The sequence below is a fragment of the Pantoea sp. C2G6 genome (genome assembly GCF_051336815.1).
Lineage (GTDB): Bacteria > Pseudomonadota > Gammaproteobacteria > Enterobacterales > Enterobacteriaceae > Pantoea.
Genome location: NZ_JBGMNJ010000009.1, coordinates 124,121 through 140,560, shown reverse-complemented (window position 1 = coordinate 140,560; position 16,440 = coordinate 124,121). Strand labels below are relative to the sequence as shown.

Here is a 16,440-nt window from a genome sequence, read left to right as displayed (position 1 = left end):
CCGCACGGCAGGAAAAGAGCAGATGGTAGCGACGAATGATGCAGGACAAGCCGCGCGGACGGCCACAGTTAAACAAGAACGGGTTTACCTTTAAACAATTTTTTGTCGCCCACGATCGCTGTGCGATGAAAGTGGGCACCGATGCCATCCTGCTGGGAGCCTGGGCACCGGTCGCCGGAGTCAGACGTATTCTCGACATCGGCAGTGGCAGCGGGCTCATCGCCCTGATGCTGGCCCAGCGCACGCCGTCGCCGGTCATGATCGACGCCGTCGAATTAGAGAGTGAGGCGGTGCAGCAGGCGCAGGAAAATGTAGAGCAGTCGCCGTGGCCCGATCGTATCCAGATCCATCAGCAGGATATTGCCCGCTGGGCAGAGCAGGGCGATAAACGCTACTCGCTGATTGTCAGCAATCCCCCTTACTTTGCGCCGGGCGTCGCCTGTGCAACGACCGCCAGAGAGAACGCCCGCGCCACCGGCACGCTCGATCATCAGACGCTGTTGCGCAGCGCAGCACTGATGATAGAAGAGGAAGGGATGTTCTGCGTGGTGCTGCCGATAACCGTGGGCGAGGCGTTTATCGCGCTGGCGCAGGCCGATGGCTGGCATCTGCGTTTTCGTCTCGACGTGGCGGAGTATGCCCATCGTCCGCCTCATCGGGTGCTGCTGGCCTTTTCACCGCAGGCTGGTGAAACCCTGCTGGAGCGGCTGGCGATCCGCGCGCCTGACACCCACTATTCAGATGACTGGTGTTGTCTGACGCGGGAGTTCTACCTTTTTATGTAACCGGACGGCGTCAGGATGGTCGGCAGCGCCTGCGGCAGCATCTCCGGGTAGTCGCGGATATAGTGCAGGCCGCGACTTTCCTTTCTTTCCAGCGCACAGCGCACCATCAGCTCAGCCACCTGCACCAGATTGCGCAGTTCCAGCAGATTATTGGAGAGGCGGAAATGGCGGTAATACTCATCAATCTCCTGCTGAAGCAGGCTGATACGGCGTAAAGCCCGTTCCAGCCGCTTAGTGGTTCGCACGATACCGACGTAGTCCCACATAAACAGCCGCAGCTCATGCCAGTTATGCTGGATGACCACGCGCTCATCCGCGTCATCGACCCGGCTCTCATCCCAGGCGGGTAATGAGGCGGCGGCTTCCGTGTCGGGCAGGGTACGCATCAACGCTTCAGCGGCGGACCAGCCATAGACCAGACACTCCAGCAGCGAGTTCGAGGCCATGCGGTTAGCGCCATGCAGGCCGGTGTAACTCACTTCGCCGATGGCGTAGAGGCCATCAAGATCGGTCTGCCCCTGTTGATTCACCATCACACCGCCACAGGTGTAGTGTGCGGCCGGCACAATCGGGATGGGCTCTTTGGTCAGGTCAAAGCCGAAGGTCAGCAGCTTCTCATAAATCATCGGGAAGTGAGCGCGAACAAAAGCTTCAGGCTGGTGGCTGATGTCCAGATACATACACTCCACGCCCAGTCGCTTCATCTCATGGTCAATCGCCCGGGCAACAATATCGCGCGGGGCCAGTTCGGCGCGCGCATCAAAATCGGGCATAAAACGGCTGCCATCCGGGCGAAGCAGCCAGGCTCCTTCGCCGCGTAACGCCTCGGTCAGCAGGAAGTTCCGCGCTTGCGGATGAAACAGGCAGGTAGGGTGGAATTGATTGAATTCAAGATTCGCTACCCGGCAGCCGGCGCGCCAGGCCATGGCGATCCCATCACCGGAGGCGACATCGGGATTGGTGGTGTATTGATAAACCTTGGCGGCACCGCCGGTGGCTAACACCACGGCCCGCGCCTGACAGGTTTCGACCCGCTCGCGATTGCGGTTCCAGATCCACGCGCCCACCGCGCGGCGCGGACCTGGCAGGCCAATCTTATCTGAAAGTATCAGATCAACCGCGTTGGTACGTTCCAGAATACGGATATTGGGATGGCTAAGCGCCTGACTCACCAGCGTTGTTTCAACCGCGTGTCCAGTAGCGTCGGCGCTGTGCAGGATGCGGCGATGGCTGTGGCCGCCTTCGCGGGTCAGGTGATAACGCGGCTCGCCTGGCGTCTGCGGGTCCATATCAAAGGCGACCCCATTGTCGATCAGCCACTGTACGCAGTGCCGGGCGTTGCTGGCGATAAACGACACGGCATCCCGGTCACACAGTCCCGCCCCGGCGACTAAGGTATCTTCGATGTGCGACTCAATGCTGTCGGTCTCATCGAACACCGCGGCAATGCCGCCCTGCGCATAGAGCGTGGAGCCTTCATCCACCTCAGCTTTGCTCAGCACCGTCACCTGATACTGTCTGGCCAGACGCAGCGCCAGCGACAGGCCCGCCGCTCCGCTGCCCACAATCAATACGTCACACTGATAGTCTGGATTTACATTTGTCATGATGTTTAATTTACTAAACAAGAGTAGGTCAGAGCATAAGCGGTAAGGGCCACGCTGTGAAGTATTTTAAACACCAGTGAGCGCGGTTAAGGTGTGATAATTAAAATATCCTGTAAAAGCAGACTGTTAAGTTTTGATGCATTTACAAACTGTTTTGTATACCAAACTTACCAAACCCTAAAGATTTAATGATGAAAAAGCCGTTGTCATGGGTTACTCTGCCTGCGATTTACGCTCCTGACACTGAACGAAAATGAACAAGCTGAGTGATAGCCAGCGGAGCGGTAAATATCAGGGCGAGAAGTGAACTTCGCACCACAACACAACTCTAAGCGCATGCTTGCTCAGATCATGAGATGTGCTGGCAGTTACTTTATGCGTATGAAAAATTTGGGGAGACATTACCTCGGATGAGCGAGCAGTTAACGGATCAGGTCCTTGTCGAGCGGGTACAGAAGGGAGATCAAAAAGCTTTCAACTTACTGGTAATTCGTTACCAGCATAAAGTGGCGAGCCTGGTTTCACGCTATGTGCCGTCGGGCGATGTGCCAGATGTAGTACAGGAATCGTTTATTAAAGCGTATCGCGCGCTGGACTCGTTCCGGGGCGATAGCGCGTTTTATACCTGGCTGTACCGCATTGCGGTCAATACAGCGAAAAATTATCTGGTTGCTCAGGGACGTCGTCCGCCATCCAGCGATGTGGATGCGATTGACGCGGAAAATTTCGAAAGTGCAGGCGCATTAAAAGAAATTTCGAACCCTGAGAACTTAATGTTGTCAGATGAATTGAAACAAATTGTCTTTCGTACCATCGAGGCGCTACCCGAGGATTTGCGTATGGCAATCACCCTCAGGGAACTGGACGGCCTGAGCTATGAAGAGATCGCCGTCATTATGGATTGCCCGGTAGGCACTGTTCGATCACGTATCTTTCGTGCGCGAGAGGCCATTGATAACAAAGTTCAACCGCTTATCCAACGTCAGTGATAACGGCTACTGGAAGGGTACATAGGCATGCAGAAAGAAAAACTTTCCGCTTTAATGGATGGTGAGACCTTAGATAACGAGCTGATTTCCGCCTTGTCTAAGGACGCAGAGTTACAGCAGAGCTGGAAAAGCTATCATCTTATCCGCGATACCCTGCGCGGGGATGTGGATGCGTTCCTGCATTTCGACATCTCTGCCAGCGTGGCAGCCGCCATCGAAAACGAACCGCGGCGCAGTGTGACCCCGCTGATCCCGGAAGCTCAGCCAGAACCTTCCCGCTGGGAAAAAATGCCGTTCTGGAAAAAGGCGCGTCCGTGGGCAGCACAGCTGACTCAGGTTGGCGTGGCGGCCTGTGTTTCACTCGCCGTGATTGTGGGTGTGCAGCACTATAATCAGCCCGCTGGCAGCGCCACGCAGACCTCTGACTCGCCGGTGTTCAACACCTTACCGATGATGGGCAAAGCCTCGCCGGTCAGCCTGGGCGTCCCTTCTGATGCCTTTGACACCAACAGTGCCAATCAGCAGGTGCAGGATCAGCGTCGCCGCGTCAACGCTATGCTTCAGGATTATGAACTGCAACGTCGCCTACATGCCGATCAGTTGCAGTTTGAAAACGGTGCGCCTAAGCAGGCGCAGGCTAATGTTCCCGGAAATCAATCCTTAGGACTCCAGCAGCAGTAATGAAGCCGCATTGGTATGCCGTTAGCCTGCTGACAGGCAGCCTGTTGTGGTCATCTGCCGCCCCGGCGCAAACTTCTGCGTCCGGGGCGCTGTTGCAGCAGATGGAGCAGGCAAGTCAGAAACTCAACTACGAATTCGCTTATATCAACGTCTCGCGTCTGGGGATTGAGTCGCTGCGCTATCGTCATGCGGTGATCGATAACCGGATATTCGCCCAGCTGTTGCAGATGGACGGACCGCGCCGGGAAGTGATCCAGCGTGACAACGATATAAGCTATTTCGAACCCGGCCTCGACCCTTTTTCCCTTCCCGGCAATCACATCATTGATGCGTTGCCGCCGGTCATTTTCGCTGATTTCACCAAGCTGGCCAGCGCCTACGATTTCATTACCGTGGGACGTTCGCGCATCGCCGACCAGATGTGTGACGTGCTGCGCATCGTGTCACGCGACGGCACCCGCTACAGTTATGTGGTCTGGCTGGATGTGGATACCAAACTGCCGCTGCGCATTGATCTGCTCGACCGTGACGGGGAAACCCTGGAGCAGTTCCGGGTGATCAGTTTCGCGGTGGATGAGGGCGTGCGTAATCTGATGAAGGGACTGGAGAAGGCCAATCTGCCGCCGTCGCTTTCAGTGCCAAAAGGGGACGCGGTCACGCTGACCTGGCAGCCGCGCTGGATCCCCGCCGGGATGTCTCTGGTATCACAGAGTCGTCGCACACTGCCGGCGCTGAACAAAAATATGGAATCTCAGCTCTACAGCGATGGCCTGTTCAGCTTCGCCATCAACGTGACGCCAGCCGATAAAACCAGCACCACGCAGACCTTGCGCACGGGACGTCGTACGGTACAGACTCTGGTGCGCAATAATTACGAAATCGCGGTGATTGGCGAATTACCGCCTGCAACCGCGAAACGTATTGCGGACAGCATCGATCTGGGGTCACAAAAATGATGAGAGAATGGGCCACCGTGGTGGCATGGCAGGATGGTATCGCCACTCTGCACACCGAAGCGAAAACCTCCTGCAACAGCTGCCAGGCGCGCAAAGGCTGCGGCAGTCATATGCTGAACAAACTCGGCCCGAAGAACGCGCACGTCATGCAGATCGCCAGCAGCAAGCCGCTGGAACCGGGTCAGCGGGTGGAGCTGGGGATCAAAGAGAGCAGCCTGCTGGGTTCCGCGCTGCTGGTCTATATGACCCCGCTGGCCGGGCTGTTTCTGGTCGCCGGCCTGTTTCAGGCGCTGTTCCACAGCGATATCGCGGCGGCCTGTGGCGCGCTGCTGGGCGGCGTGGGCGGCTTCATTGTGGCCAAAGGCGTTTCGATGAAGTTCGGCGATCGTGAAGCCTTTCAGCCGGTGATCCTGAACATCGCTCTGCCTCCTGATGCGCTGCGTGTCGAAACCGAAGCGTAACGCACGTCCAGGCCGCGCACTCCGCGGCCTTTGTCCATTCTGCCTCGCGCACCTATCTGTTTCGCTTCCACCACGTTCCATTCTTTTATGCGCGGCGTTAACAGTGTAATATGCGTCGTCATTAATGAGGCTGACAGGATTGTGGGTAAAGAGCGATCTTCCTGAATGTGTCTGTGCTCAGGTTTTCAACTGATTTTCTACGCGAAGATATTCATATAAATGAAGCACATAAGAAATTTCTCCATCATCGCTCACATCGACCATGGTAAATCTACGCTCTCTGACCGCCTGATTCAGATTTGCGGTGGCCTCACCGACCGTGAAATGGCTGCGCAGGTGCTTGACTCAATGGATCTGGAGCGTGAGCGCGGCATTACCATCAAAGCACAGAGCGTGACGCTCGATTACCACGCAAAAGACGGCGAAACTTACCAGCTCAATTTCATCGATACCCCAGGTCACGTTGACTTCTCTTATGAAGTCTCCCGCTCGCTGGCTGCCTGTGAAGGCGCGCTGCTGGTGGTGGATGCCGGTCAGGGGGTAGAAGCGCAGACACTGGCGAACTGCTACACCGCGATTGAGATGGATCTGGAAGTAGTGCCGGTTCTGAACAAAATTGACCTGCCCGCCGCCGATCCCGATCGCGCCGCGCAGGAGATTGAAGATATTGTCGGCATTGATGCCACCGATGCGGTGCGCTGCTCGGCGAAGACCGGCGTCGGCGTACCCGAAGTGCTGGAGCGTCTGGTGCGCGATATTCCGCCACCAGAAGGCGATCCTGAAGGTCCGTTGCAGGCGCTGATTATCGACTCCTGGTTCGATAACTACCTCGGCGTTGTCTCGCTGGTGCGGGTGAAAAACGGCACCATGCGCAAAGGCGACAAGATTAAAGTGCTGAGCACCGGTCAGGTCTATAACGCTGACCGTCTGGGTATCTTTACGCCAAAACAGGTCGACCGCACGGAACTGAACTGCGGCGAAGTGGGCTGGCTGGTCTGCGCCATCAAAGACATTCTCGGCGCGCCGGTGGGTGACACCCTGACCACCGCCCGTAACCCGGCGGACAAAGCGCTGCCAGGCTTTAAAAAAGTGAAGCCGCAGGTCTATGCCGGTCTGTTCCCGATCAGCTCTGACGACTATGAAGCCTTCCGTGATGCGCTGGGTAAGCTGAGCCTCAACGACGCCTCGCTGTTCTATGAGCCAGAAAGCTCAACGGCGCTGGGCTTTGGTTTCCGCTGTGGCTTCCTCGGTCTGCTGCATATGGAGATCATCCAGGAGCGTCTGGAACGCGAATATGATCTCGATCTGATCACCACCGCACCGACGGTCGTCTACGAAGTGGTGACCACCGGCGGCGAAGTTGTCTATGTCGACAGCCCATCCAAGCTGCCGCCGCTGAACAACATTGAAGAGCTGCGCGAGCCGATCGCGGAGTGCCACATGCTGCTGCCGCAGGAGTATCTCGGCAACGTCATTACGCTCTGTATTGAGAAGCGTGGCGTTCAGACCAACATGGTTTATCACGGCAACCAGGTGGCGCTGACCTATGAAATCCCGATGGCGGAAGTGGTGCTCGACTTCTTCGACCGCCTGAAATCGACTTCACGCGGTTATGCGTCGCTGGATTATAACTTTAAACGTTTCCAGACCTCTGACATGGTGCGCGTCGACGTCCTGATCAACTCAGAACGTGTCGATGCGCTGGCGCTGATTACGCACCGTGAAAACGCACCTTATCGCGGACGCGACCTTGTTGAGAAAATGAAAGATCTCATCCCGCGTCAGCAATTTGATATTGCGATTCAGGCCGCAATCGGCAACCACATTATCGCGCGATCAACGGTTAAACAGCTGCGTAAAAACGTCCTCGCCAAATGTTATGGCGGTGACGTCAGTCGTAAGAAGAAACTGTTGCAGAAGCAGAAAGACGGTAAGAAGCGAATGAAGCAGGTCGGTAACGTTGAACTGCCGCAGGAAGCCTTCCTCGCCATTCTGCATGTCGGTAAGGACAGCAAATAAGGATTTCCAATGGCTAATATGTTCGCCCTGGTTCTGGCGATAGCGACGCTGATTACCGGTATTGTCTGGGTAATTGATCGTTTTAAATGGGCACCGCAACGTCGTGCTACCCAGGCTGCTGCGCAGGCGCAGACCGGTCACACCCTCGACAGCAAAACGCTGGCGAAGGTGTCACCTAAGCCGGGCTGGGTGGAAACCACCGCCTCAGTCTTTCCGGTGCTGGCCGTGGTGTTTATCGTGCGTTCGTTTATCTACGAACCCTTCCAGATCCCGTCTGGCTCGATGATGCCGACGCTGCTGATTGGCGACTTTATCCTGGTGGAGAAATTTGCCTATGGGATCAAGGACCCGATCACCCAGACCACGCTGATCCCGACCGGTCAGCCGAAGCGCGGTGATATTGCGGTATTTAAATACCCGAAAGATCCGAGTCTGGACTACATTAAGCGGGTGATCGGTTTACCGGGTGACAATGTCATTTATGATCCTTACAGCAAAACGCTGACGGTGAAACCGGCCTGTGACAGCGGCAAAACCTGTGACACGGCGTTACCGGTTACCTATACCAACGTTGAGCCGAGTAACTTCATTCAGACCTTCAGCGGTTTTGATGGCAATGAGACCGGCAACGGGTTTTATCAGGTGCCGCAGGGCGATACCATGCGCGGCGGTCTGCGCCTGGGTACCCGCAAAGAGACGATCGGCAACGTGACCCATGACATTCTGCTGGTTAATGAAGCGCAGAGTCAGGCGGGCATGTACTATCAGCAGCCAGGTCAGCCGCAGGCGAGCTGGGTAGTGCCGAAAGGGCAATACTTCATGATGGGCGATAACCGTGATAACAGCGCCGACAGCCGCTACTGGGGCTTTGTGCCAGAGCGTAACCTGGTCGGAAAAGCGGTCGCTATCTGGATGAGCTTTGAGAAACAAGAAGGGCAGTGGCCAACCGGCGTGCGATTCAGTCGCATCGGCGGTATCCACTAACATAGTTGTCTGATTAACAGACAAACGGGTGGCCTCCTGCGGGAGGCCACTGCACACCAAACGGAATGTGTTGGATTGTCAGCCCCGTTTGGTATGCAGAGTCACAGACGCAACAAAGAACTGGAATCGCATGAACCCCATCCTGATTAACAAGCTTCAGCGCAAACTGGGCTACACTTTTACTCATTCTGAACTGTTACAGCAGGCCCTGACTCACCGCAGCGCCAGCAGTAAACATAATGAACGCCTGGAATTTCTTGGCGATTCTATTCTCAGCTATGTGATTGCGAATGCCCTTTATCACCGCTTCCCGCGGGTCGATGAAGGTGACATGAGCCGCATGCGCGCCACGCTGGTACGCGGCAACACGCTGGCTGAAATGGCGCGTGAGTTCGATCTCGGCGAATGCCTGCGTCTGGGGCCGGGAGAGCTGAAAAGCGGCGGTTTCCGTCGCGAATCGATCCTGGCGGATACGGTGGAAGCGCTGATTGGCGGTATCTTCCTCGACAGCAGCATCGAGCGGGTCGAACAGCTGATCCTCGACTGGTATCAGACCCGGCTCGATGAAATCAGCCCGGGCGACAAGCAAAAAGATCCGAAAACGCGGCTGCAAGAGTATTTGCAGGGACGCCATCTGCCGCTGCCCAGCTATCTGGTGGTGCAGGTGCGCGGTGAAGCCCACGATCAGGAGTTCACCATTCACTGTCAGGTGAGTGGTATGGCTGAGCCGGTGGTCGGCGTCGGCTCCAGCCGCCGCAAAGCCGAGCAGGCCGCCGCTGAGCAGGCGCTGATCAAGCTGGGGCTTGAATAACCGCCGGGGGCAACGACGCTGAGTCGTCACCATCCCCGACAGCCTTATCCCGGCGTCAACAGACGCTGGATGACATATGACCTAAATGGCACTCTTTCAGCGCCGCGACCGGCGCTGAATAACTCAGGATTCGAATGAGCGAAAACGTTACTTATTGCGGCTTTGTCGCGATTGTTGGCCGACCTAACGTCGGTAAATCCACCTTACTGAACCAGTTACTGGGGCAGAAGGTGTCGATCACCTCGCGTAAGCCGCAAACCACGCGCCACCGCATCATGGGCATTCACACCGAGGGCGAATATCAGGCGATCTATGTCGATACCCCCGGTCTGCACATGGAAGAGAAGCGCGCAATTAACCGCCTGATGAACCGCGCCGCCAGCAGCTCCATCGGCGACGTAGAGCTGGTGATCTTTGTGGTGGAAGGCACGCGCTGGACAGCCGATGACGAGATGGTGCTGGGCAAGCTGCGTGACGGCAAAGTGCCGGTGGTACTGGCGATCAACAAGGTCGATAACATCCAGGATAAGAGCGTGCTGCTGCCGCATTTGCAGTTCCTGAGCCAGCAGATGAACTTCCTCGATATTGTGCCGATTTCAGCGGAAAGCGGCAAAAACGTCGATACCATCGCAGCGATTACCCGCAAGCATCTGCCGCAGGCCGATCACCACTTCCCGGAAGATTACATCACTGACCGTTCTCAGCGCTTTATGGCGTCTGAGATCATCCGTGAAAAACTGATGCGCTTCCTCGGAGCGGAACTGCCTTACTCGGTGACGGTTGAGATTGAGCGTTTCGTCACTAATGAACGGGGCGGTTATGACATCAATGGCCTGATTCTGGTCGAGCGCGAAGGGCAGAAGAAGATGGTGATTGGCAACAAAGGGGCCAAGATCAAAGTCATCGGCACAGAAGCGCGCAGGGACATGGAAGAGATGTTCGAAGCCAAAGTGCATCTCGAACTCTGGGTTAAAGTGAAATCCGGCTGGGCAGATGACGAACGTGCGCTGCGCAGCCTGGGTTATACCGACGATCTCTGATTCAATGGAAGGCTGGCAACGCGCCTTTGTGCTGCATAGTCGCCCCTTCAGCGAAACCAGTCTGCTGCTTGACCTGTTCAGTGAAAGTGAAGGGCGGGTGCGGGTGCTGGCGAAAGGCGCACGCTCGCGGCGTTCTCAGCTGAAAGGGGCGTTACAGCCTTTTACCCCGCTGCTGGTTCGCTGGAGCGGACGGGGTGAAGTGAAAACCCTGCGCAATGCCGAAGCGGTGTCGCTGGCCCTGCCACTCAGCGGCATCACGCTCTACTGTGGGCTTTACGTCAACGAACTGGTGTCGCGCGTATTGCAGCAGGAATTTCCCTTCTCCGAACTCTTCTTCGATTACCTCAACTGCTTGCAGGCGCTGGCCTCCACGCACGGCAAGCCTGAACCGGCGCTGCGACGCTTTGAACTGGCGCTGCTCGGTCATCTCGGTTATGGCGTTGACTTCCTGCATTGTGCCGGCAGCGGCGAGCCGATCAGCGACGACATGACCTACAGCTACCGTGAAGAGCGTGGCTTTATCGCCAGCCTGGTGATCAACCAGCGCAGCTTTACCGGCCGCGAATTACGCGCGCTGTGTGAACGTGAGTTTCCCGATGCCGACACCCTGCGCGCCGCCAAGCGCTTTACCCGCATTGCGCTGAAGCCCTACCTTGGCGGCAAACCGCTCAAGAGTCAGGAGCTGTTCCGCCAGTTTGTGCCGAAGAAAAAGCCTGAGCAGACAGAAGAGTAGCACGGGACGTACTGCCGGCTCTGCGCTGCGCGGTACACTCAGGATTCCAATAGAAAATAGATGAGGGTTGTCATGGCTGAGTTACTGTTAGGCGTCAATATCGATCATGTCGCGACGGTGCGTAACGCCCGTGGTACCAACTATCCCGATCCGGTGCAGGCGGCGTTTATGGCTGAACAGGCGGGCGCGGATGGTATTACCGTGCATCTGCGGGAAGATCGCCGCCACATCACCGATCGCGACGTGCGAATTCTGCGCGATACCATTCAGACGCGCATGAACCTGGAGATGGCGGTGACCGACGAGATGATCGGCATCGCCTGTGATCTCCGGCCCCATTTCTGCTGCCTGGTGCCAGAGAAGCGTCAGGAAGTGACCACCGAAGGCGGACTAGATGTGGCGGGACAGCAGGAGAAGATGAATGCGGCTGTCCGGTTACTGAGTGAAGCGGGCATTCTGGTGTCGCTGTTTATCGACGCCGATCATCGCCAGATTGAAGCGGCGGTCGCCAGCGGCGCGCCCTATATCGAGATCCATACCGGTGCGTACGCTGAGGCCGCGGAAGGGCTGGCGCGTCACGCCGAGCTGGAGCGCATCCGCCACGCGGCCACCTTTGCGGCCAGCCTGGGGCTGAAAGTCAACGCCGGTCACGGTCTGACCTACCACAACGTCCTGCCGATTGCGGCACTGCCGGAGATGCATGAGCTGAATATCGGTCATGCGATTATCGGGCGTGCGGTAATGAGTGGTCTGCCGGAAGCGGTCAAAGAGATGAAGCAACTGCTGCGGGAAGCGCGCCGCTGATGGCTATTCTGGGGCTGGGTAGTGACATCGTTGAGATTGAACGCATCGCCGGAGTGATTGAGCGCTCCGGCGATCGGCTGGCGCGCCGGGTGCTGAGCGAAGCGGAGTGGCAGCAGTATCAGGCGCACCAGCAGCCGGTACGCTTTCTCGCCAAACGTTTTGCGGTGAAAGAGGCGGCGGCCAAGGCGTTTGGCACCGGCATTCGCGGCGGTCTGGCGTTTAATCAGTTTGAAGTTTACAACGATGCGCTGGGAAAACCGGAGTTACGCTTCTTTCAGCAGGCGGCGGAAGTGGCGCAGCGGCTGGGGGTGAAAAGCGTGCACGTTACTCTGGCAGATGAACGTCACTACGCCTGCGCCACGGTGATTATCGAAGGTTAGCCGTGCAGCAGCACGAACTTCTCCCACAGCGCATCGCGTGATTCGGTGTGCTGTGGATCGATAATAATGGTGTTGTCGATAGGGCAGACCCGCTGGCAGGTTGGCTCCTCATAATGTCCGACGCACTCCGTGCAGCGACTGACATCAATCTCATAGATCTCATCGCCCAGCGAAATCGCCTGGTTCGGACACTCCGGTTCACACATATCGCAGTTAATGCATCTGGCCGTAATCAATAACGCCATCTTCCCCACCTGATAACAACAGAAAAAGCGCGGGTATTATACGTGCTGACGTTGATCAGACCAGCTTTTTCACCAGCGCTTCGCTGTGGCGGATATGACTGGAGGCGCGCTCGGGATCGTTCTGCACCAGCGCCATAAACAGCAGATCGGTCAGCGCCAGCTGGGCGGTGGTCGAGGAGATCGCCGCGCTGCGGGTACTCTGCTCTTCCGCCACCGTGTAGAGACAGTAGCTGGCGCTCTGTTGCAGCGTATTCGGCGTAAAGCCGGTAAAGGCCACCACATCCGCGCCCACCTGCACCGCCTCCTGCGCGGCCAGATTAATTTCCCGCCGCTCGCCGGTGTAGGAGATGGCGAGCAGCACATCGCCAGGCCCCATCGCCTGCACGCTGGCCAGCAGGGCATGCATATCCTGTTCCGCCACCGCATTGATGCCGATTTTCATCAGCTTCCAGGAGAAGTCTTTCGCCACCAGCCCCGACGCGCCAATGCCCACCAGTAAAATACGCCGGGCGTTTTTCAGCAGCTGGAGCACATCGTTCAGCTTCTCTTCGCTGTTAATATCCAGCGTGGCACGGATCGCCGAGAGCTTTTCCGTCAGCAGCTTTTCACCCACCATTTTAAGCGGGTCGTCGCTGAGAATATGGTTGTGCACCGTAATGGCATCCTTGTCCGCCAGTGACTCACTTAACGCCAGCTTCAGCGCTGGAAAACCTTTGTAACCCAGCTTCTGGGCGAACTTCACCACGCTCGACTGGCTGACACCGGACTCCTCCGCCAGCTTCTGCGAACTCAGGTGACGCGCCCGGTCGGGCTGCGACAATAAAAAGTCCGCCAGCCGTCGCTCGTTCAATGCCAGGCGGGGATAAAGCTGGCGTATGCGCAGCAGTGAACTCATGCCCAATCCTCATATCTCAGGGATAATTGATGAAGAATAAACTATTCATCAGGCATTGTAGTCATCGGAATTAAAAATGACAGCCATCGCCCTGGCGCCGGATGATGGCTACACTACTCTCTATCAGTTCACAATCAGCCATAAAGGAGTGTTGTTTGACCAAGGGAACACAACGCCGCATCGTATTTTTCGACCTGGATGGCACGCTGCACCAGCAGGACATGTTTGGCACCTTCATGCGCTATCTGCTGCGGCGCAGACCGCTGAATCTGCTGCTGGTGGTGCCGCTACTGCCGGTGGTGGGTCTCGGTCTGCTGTTCAAAGGCCGCGCGGCACGCTGGCCGATGAGCCTGCTGCTCTGGTCGATCACCTTTGGCCGCTCAGAGCGGACCTTACTGCGCCTGGAAGCGGAATTCGCGCAGTGGTTCCGGCTGCGCGTTAAAGCCTTCCCGGTGGTGCAGCAGCGGCTGACCGACTACCTCGGCAGCGATGACGCCGATGTCTGGTTGATCACCGGATCGCCACAGTCGCTGGTGGAGCAGGTCTATCACGACTCCGCCTTTCTGCCGCGCGTGAAGCTGATCGCCAGTCAGATGCAGCGCGGCTGGGGCGGCAGAGTGCTGTCGATGCGCTGCCTCGGGCATGAGAAAGTGGCGCAGCTGGAAGAGAAAATCGGCACGCCGTTGCAGCTCTACAGCGGCTACAGCGACAGCAAACAGGATAACCCGCTGCTCTTTTTCTGCCAGCACCGCTGGCGCGTCACCCCCGCCGGTGAGCTGCAACAGCTGGAATAAGTTTCGACACCGGAGGGGAGATCGCTATAATGCGCCGCTTTTCTGTCGCCCGGAGTGGTCAGCGTGAAACAACAAGATGAATACTGGATGCGCCATGCGCTTACCCTGGCACAACGGGCCTGGGAGCAGGGCGAGGTGCCGGTCGGCGCGGTACTGGTGCAGAACGATCGGGTGATTGGCGAAGGCTGGAACCGGCCAATTGGTCAGCACGATCCCACGGCGCATGCTGAGATCATGGCGCTGCGGCAGGGCGGTAAAGTGCTGGAAAACTACCGGCTGCTGGATACCACGCTCTATGTGACGCTGGAGCCGTGCGTAATGTGCGCCGGCGCCATGGTGCACAGTCGCATTACCCGGCTGGTCTACGGCGCTCATGATATTAAAAGCGGGGCGGCGGGATCGCTGCTCGATGTGCTCGGCCATCCCGGTATGAATCATCAGGTTGAACTGCACAGCGGTGTGCTGGCCGAAGAGTGTGCCGCGATGCTGAGTGACTTTTTCCGCATGCGGCGCGAGCAGAAAAAAGCGCTGCGTCAGGCGCAGCGCCAGGGTTAGTTCATCGCGATTTTCGGTTCCACCGCCGGATAGCCTTTCGCCAGCTCCGCCTGCGCCGCCATCTGCTGCGCCAGGCGTTTATCCTGCTCCTGAAGATAGCCGACCAGACTGACCTGGTACTTACGGATATTCTCCACGTAGTTGTACGCCTCATGTCCGCGGGCGTAGCCATAGGCGGTCTGGGTGTAGTAACGCTTCTGGCTCAGCATCGGCAGACGTAGCTTCACATCCGCCCAACTGTCCGGGTTGCCGCCCTGGCGGGCGGTGAGCTTAAGCACATCCAGCATATGGGCATAGCCCATGTTATAGGCCGCCAGCGCAAACCAGATTCGCTCATCTTCCGGGATGGTCTGCGGCACCCTGGCCATCATATCCTGCAAATACTGACTGCCGCCGCGAATGCTCTGCTCAGGATCGGTGCGGTCGCCGACATCAAGACTTTCAGCGGTGTTACGGGTCAGCATCATCATGCCGCGCACGCCGGTGGGGGAGGTGGCCTGCGGATTCCAGTGCGACTCCTGATAGGAGATCGCCGCCAGCAGCCGCCAGTCGATATGGGTGGCGTACTTCTTAAACAGCGGCTTGATGTCAGGCAGCGTGTTGTCGATAGCGCGCAGGAAGGTGCGGGTATCGACATAATCGAAGGTGCCGACGTGACCGAGATACTTCTCCTCCAGCCGCGCCATCGCGCCTTCTTCACCCATGCCGTTGAAGAAGTCGAGCATCGCCGCGTTCAGGCTGTCATCGTCGCTGTGGCGCACATACCAGGTGACCGGCTCTTCATCGGTGACGTCGAACGCCACCGCCAGCTGTGGATAGATGCGCTGCAACAGGGCGATAGTGACAGAATCGCCAATGGTGTAGTCGAGCTTGCCATCCGCCACCGCTTCCAGCAGCGCTTTCGGGCTCTGGTCGGTGGAGATCGCCCAGTCGAGATCGGGAAACTGATTAGACCGCGCGCTCTTCAGGGTTGAGAGATAAGCGGAGCCAGAGGCGACCGTGAGCCGCCCCTTCAGGTCACCGAGGTTTTTCGGGCGCGGTTTATCCACGCGATAGACCAGCTGTTGCGACACGTTGTAGTAGCCCGGCCCGGTCTGATAGCGCGTCAGGCGTTCACTATTGTAATTGAGGCCAGCGGCCAGCAAATCAGCTTTACCCTCATCCAGGTCGTCGAACAGATCGCTCAGATTAGGGCGAACCGTCACTTTGAGCTTTACACCCAGATAATCAGCAAAGCGTTTTGCCAGCTCGTAGTCCATACCGGCCGGAGATTGATTGATGGTGTAATAAGTCAGCGGGGAATTGATGGTACTGACACGCAGCACTCCCCGTGATTTTATCTGTGAAATCGTATCCTGTCCGCTCCCATACCAGGGAATGGATGGCCACAGCGCTAAGGCTAACAGCACGGCAACCAGACCGATAAACAGATAGTTAAATTTCAGGCGTTTCAAATAGTTATCTCTCGCTGGCTCTCAGGCCTCTGTCTTTTAAAGGCAGTATTAATCTTCTTTTAACTCCCAGAGCGACGGGCATTTTGCGCAACAAAGCGGAGCTGAGCAACTTATATAGCAGGTTTTGCGCAAATTTCAGGCAAATCCGGTATGCCAAAAATTGTGCGCAAACGGTTTCGTCATGAGGTGGGTTTCTCTATAATACCGCCCGTTTTCCCCCTGTTGCGCCCAATGAAGCGTCGCCTGG

The 16,440-nt window shown here is 57.1% G+C and carries 18 protein-coding genes; 14 read left to right on the top strand and 4 right to left on the bottom strand.

All coding sequences use genetic code 11. From position 1 onward, the window contains the following. Positions 1 to 35 precede the first annotated feature (35 nt). Positions 36 to 785, top strand: a complete 750-nt coding sequence (gene trmN / locus ACCW71_RS13720; protein WP_436372198.1) for a tRNA(1)(Val) (adenine(37)-N(6))-methyltransferase TrmN — start codon at positions 36 to 38, stop codon at positions 783 to 785. Here the strand turns inward: trmN and nadB are convergent. Further along, positions 770 to 2,392 carry an L-aspartate oxidase gene (gene nadB, locus ACCW71_RS13715; RefSeq protein ID WP_436372196.1) on the bottom strand — a complete coding sequence of 541 codons (1,623 nt, stop codon included), beginning with the start codon at positions 2,390 to 2,392 and terminating at the stop codon, positions 770 to 772. The genes trmN and nadB overlap by 16 nt on opposite strands. 410 nt (positions 2,393 to 2,802) lie before the next feature. Between nadB and rpoE the strand changes: the two genes are divergently transcribed. The 11 genes from rpoE to acpS all read left to right on the top strand — a co-directional run bounded on the left by rpoE (position 2,803) and on the right by acpS (position 12,250). Beyond that, on the top strand, positions 2,803 to 3,381 hold the full coding sequence (gene rpoE, locus ACCW71_RS13710; protein WP_009088652.1) for an RNA polymerase sigma factor RpoE: 579 nt from the start codon (positions 2,803 to 2,805) through the stop codon (positions 3,379 to 3,381). Between the two features lie 27 nt (positions 3,382 to 3,408). Next, the gene (gene rseA / locus ACCW71_RS13705) at positions 3,409 to 4,062 is read left to right on the top strand and encodes an anti-sigma-E factor RseA (RefSeq protein ID WP_436372194.1); all 654 of its coding nucleotides are present in this window, start codon (positions 3,409 to 3,411) and stop codon (positions 4,060 to 4,062) included. Continuing rightward, positions 4,062 to 5,018, top strand: coding sequence for a sigma-E factor regulatory protein RseB (gene rseB / locus ACCW71_RS13700; protein ID WP_436372193.1), 957 nt, complete (start codon positions 4,062 to 4,064; stop codon positions 5,016 to 5,018). The genes rseA and rseB overlap by 1 nt, the downstream gene beginning before the upstream one ends. Continuing rightward, positions 5,015 to 5,479: a SoxR-reducing system protein RseC gene (rseC, locus tag ACCW71_RS13695; RefSeq protein WP_436372191.1), complete on the top strand. Its 465-nt coding sequence runs from the start codon at positions 5,015 to 5,017 to the stop codon at positions 5,477 to 5,479. Before rseB ends, rseC begins: the two co-directional genes overlap by 4 nt. A gap of 219 nt (positions 5,480 to 5,698) precedes the next feature. Continuing rightward, a complete protein-coding gene (gene lepA, locus ACCW71_RS13690; RefSeq protein ID WP_436372189.1) occupies positions 5,699 to 7,498 on the top strand; it encodes a translation elongation factor 4 in 1,800 nt (599 codons plus the stop codon). Positions 7,499 to 7,507: 9 nt separating this feature from the next. Further along, positions 7,508 to 8,482 (top strand): signal peptidase I, encoded by a 975-nt coding sequence (lepB, locus tag ACCW71_RS13685; protein ID WP_436372187.1) that lies wholly within the window; start codon positions 7,508 to 7,510, stop codon positions 8,480 to 8,482. A gap of 130 nt (positions 8,483 to 8,612) precedes the next feature. After that, entirely contained in the window at positions 8,613 to 9,293 is a 681-nt protein-coding gene (gene rnc, locus ACCW71_RS13680; protein ID WP_010257656.1) for a ribonuclease III, read from the top strand. A gap of 134 nt (positions 9,294 to 9,427) precedes the next feature. Beyond that, positions 9,428 to 10,333 carry a GTPase Era gene (gene era / locus ACCW71_RS13675; protein ID WP_436372185.1) on the top strand — a complete coding sequence of 302 codons (906 nt, stop codon included), beginning with the start codon at positions 9,428 to 9,430 and terminating at the stop codon, positions 10,331 to 10,333. A gap of 4 nt (positions 10,334 to 10,337) precedes the next feature. Beyond that, positions 10,338 to 11,066 (top strand): DNA repair protein RecO, encoded by a 729-nt coding sequence (recO, locus tag ACCW71_RS13670; protein WP_436372183.1) that lies wholly within the window; start codon positions 10,338 to 10,340, stop codon positions 11,064 to 11,066. Between the two features lie 72 nt (positions 11,067 to 11,138). Further along, positions 11,139 to 11,870, top strand: a complete 732-nt coding sequence (gene pdxJ, locus ACCW71_RS13665; protein ID WP_436372181.1) for a pyridoxine 5'-phosphate synthase — start codon at positions 11,139 to 11,141, stop codon at positions 11,868 to 11,870. Continuing rightward, positions 11,870 to 12,250 (top strand): holo-ACP synthase, encoded by a 381-nt coding sequence (gene acpS, locus ACCW71_RS13660; RefSeq protein WP_436372179.1) that lies wholly within the window; start codon positions 11,870 to 11,872, stop codon positions 12,248 to 12,250. The genes pdxJ and acpS overlap by 1 nt, the downstream gene beginning before the upstream one ends. On the opposite strand, the gene ACCW71_RS13655 is transcribed toward acpS, so the two are convergent. Next, positions 12,247 to 12,495 carry a YfhL family 4Fe-4S dicluster ferredoxin gene (locus ACCW71_RS13655; protein ID WP_436372177.1) on the bottom strand — a complete coding sequence of 83 codons (249 nt, stop codon included), beginning with the start codon at positions 12,493 to 12,495 and terminating at the stop codon, positions 12,247 to 12,249. The two genes, acpS and ACCW71_RS13655, sit on opposite strands and share 4 nt — an antisense overlap. A 55-nt stretch (positions 12,496 to 12,550) precedes the next feature. Continuing rightward, a complete protein-coding gene (locus ACCW71_RS13650) occupies positions 12,551 to 13,390 on the bottom strand; it encodes a MurR/RpiR family transcriptional regulator (RefSeq protein ID WP_010257643.1) in 840 nt (279 codons plus the stop codon). 155 nt (positions 13,391 to 13,545) lie between these two features. Here ACCW71_RS13650 and yfhb point away from each other — a divergent pair, with 155 nt between their 5' ends. Together yfhb and tadA are read left to right on the top strand one after the other, a co-directional pair. Continuing rightward, a complete protein-coding gene (gene yfhb / locus ACCW71_RS13645; RefSeq protein ID WP_436372175.1) occupies positions 13,546 to 14,184 on the top strand; it encodes a phosphatidylglycerophosphatase C in 639 nt (212 codons plus the stop codon). 63 nt (positions 14,185 to 14,247) lie between these two features. Continuing rightward, complete coding sequence (tadA, locus tag ACCW71_RS13640) at positions 14,248 to 14,739, top strand: tRNA adenosine(34) deaminase TadA (protein WP_436372173.1); 492 nt, start codon at positions 14,248 to 14,250, stop codon at positions 14,737 to 14,739. Here tadA and mltF read toward each other — a convergent pair. Beyond that, positions 14,736 to 16,193 (bottom strand): membrane-bound lytic murein transglycosylase MltF, encoded by a 1,458-nt coding sequence (mltF, locus tag ACCW71_RS13635; RefSeq protein ID WP_436372171.1) that lies wholly within the window; start codon positions 16,191 to 16,193, stop codon positions 14,736 to 14,738. The genes tadA and mltF overlap by 4 nt on opposite strands. Positions 16,194 to 16,440: the final 247 nt, after the last annotated feature.